We start from the raw sequence: 1,897 nt of genomic DNA, 5'->3' as shown, positions 1-1,897 counted from the left end.
GCGGGCGGGGCCGGGGGGGGCCGGGCGCCCGGGTGTGGGCTCCGGTACGCCGGCGCGGGCCCGGCGGGGGACGGCGGGGCGGGGCCTGCGCGTTGTCCTGCGGGGGCTTCAGTCGCCCTCGTCCTCCAGGATCCCGGAGCGGGCGATGAGGAAGCCGAGTTGGGCGCGGCTTCCGCTGCCGAGGGTGCCGGCGAGCTTCGCGATGTGCGCGCGGCAGGTCCGTACGTTCATGCCGAGCCGGCGGGCGATGGCCTCGTCGACGTGGCCCTCGATGAGGAGCTGGGCGATGGTGCGCTGCACGCCGGAGATGCCGCCGCGGGTGTGCTGGTACGTCACTTCCTCCTGGAGCGGCACGGCGCGGTGCCACAGCTGCTCGAACACCTTGATGAGGTAGTCGACCAGCCCGGGGTGGCGCAGTTCCAGGGCGACCTGGCGGTCGTCGCTGGCCGGGATGAAGGCGACGGTCCGGTCGAAGATGATGAGGCGCTCGAAGAGCTCTTCCAGCGTGCGCACCTCGACCTTGCCGGCCTTGAGGAGGTCGACGTACGCGAGGGTGCCGCGGCTGTGCCGGACGGTGTGCTGGTAGAGGGTCCGGATCCGGACACCGCGGTCGGTCAGCGGCTGGTCGCGTTCCAGGGCCTCGGTGAGTTCCAGGCTGGGCCGGGCGCCGCCGGGCTGGATGGTGAGCATCTCCGTGTGGCACTCGGCCGTGGCAAGGTTGAGGGCGGCGTTGATGGGGTCGAAGCCCTCCAGCACCGTGATGGCGTGGGTGCTTGCCGGGTTCTGCGCGCTGATGGCGAGAAACGGCTCGAAAGCCTCGGACAGTTCGAGGGAATCGCGGCGTCTGTCGCGGATCTCGCGTTCGATCGGATGCAGCCGCTGTGCGAGTGCCACCGCCGGTGGAACCGGACGGAGCGAATTGGCGTCATCAGGATCCGGCTGCAACAGCGCCAGATCGAGCAGACAGGGTGCCGTTTTGACATCCCCACGTGCGATACGTCCCGTCCTCAGCGCGCTCGTGTAGAGCCGTGCCCCCTCGCTGCACAGCTCCGTGACCGAGTGGGGATGTGTCGCTTTTGTTCGGTTTATGGTCAAATCTCCACCCCCCAGGGTCCTGAACATGCAAGAACATGATGCATCGTCCCTGTGGCAGTGATGTGCCTGAATGAGCCATCGTCTGACAGGCGGGGGAGAGGATTTCATCAAGTGAGGACGAAGCCGACCATGAACAAGAGAATGCTTCGCTCGGCGCTTGCCACCGTCATCTTCTCGGCTGTGGCCGGTCTGGGACTTGCCGGGGTCACCCTGGGGGGCGCTGCAGGGGGTGTCGCCGACCTCCAGGCGGCGCCGCTGGAGGACAGCGGATGGCGCGCGGCACCGATGGACAGCGGGTGGCGTTCGGCCCCCGTCGACGCCGAAGCCGGCGTACTCGGCACGGGGACCGCGGCATGACCCCCGACGACCGCGGTTTCCGTCGCGAAATGGCCTCCGCCTACCGCTCCGGCTGGCAGTTCATCGACCTCGCCACGGCCATCCCCCACCCTGGCGATTCGTTGATGGTCACCCTGTTCGGACAGCCCATCGTCATCACGCGCGAGGAGGACGAGGACGTCCGGGCGTACCGATGCCTGCGCCGCCCCCGCGGCGCGCCGCAGCCCGTCCGCTGCGAGGTGCGCTACGGAATGGTCTTCGTCAACCTTGATCAGCGCGACCACCAGCTTTTCGAACCCGATATCACCACCGCCACCCCCCGCAGTGCCTGAAGCGATTCCCCCGTCGTTGCAGATCGCTCCAGGTGCTTCCCCCACACAACCGGGGCCCCCGGGGGCGGGCCCCCCAGGGGGCGGGGGGGGTGTCCCCGGCCCGGGGTTTGACCGGCCAAGGGGAGAACCCACAG

General features: G+C 69.3%; 3 protein-coding genes. 2 read left to right on the top strand and 1 reads right to left on the bottom strand.

Annotated elements, in window-relative coordinates; translation table 11 throughout:
* Positions 1 to 108 precede the first annotated feature (108 nt).
* Positions 109 to 1,122, bottom strand: coding sequence for a helix-turn-helix transcriptional regulator (locus tag ACFXA3_RS25575; protein WP_376205486.1), 1,014 nt, complete (start codon positions 1,120 to 1,122; stop codon positions 109 to 111).
* A gap of 102 nt (positions 1,123 to 1,224) precedes the next feature.
* On the opposite strand from ACFXA3_RS25575, the gene ACFXA3_RS25570 reads away from it, so the two are divergent.
* Positions 1,225 to 1,452, top strand: a complete 228-nt coding sequence (locus ACFXA3_RS25570; RefSeq protein ID WP_385190563.1) for a hypothetical protein — start codon at positions 1,225 to 1,227, stop codon at positions 1,450 to 1,452.
* Positions 1,449 to 1,763 (top strand): hypothetical protein, encoded by a 315-nt coding sequence (locus tag ACFXA3_RS25565; RefSeq protein WP_030299141.1) that lies wholly within the window; start codon positions 1,449 to 1,451, stop codon positions 1,761 to 1,763. Before ACFXA3_RS25570 ends, ACFXA3_RS25565 begins: the two co-directional genes overlap by 4 nt.
* Positions 1,764 to 1,897: the final 134 nt, after the last annotated feature.

The sequence above is a fragment of the Streptomyces sp. NPDC059456 genome (assembly GCF_042750055.1).
Taxonomy (GTDB): domain Bacteria; phylum Actinomycetota; class Actinomycetes; order Streptomycetales; family Streptomycetaceae; genus Streptomyces.
The sequence above is the reverse complement of the archived record's forward strand: the minus strand, read 5'-3'. Positions and strand labels throughout refer to the sequence as shown.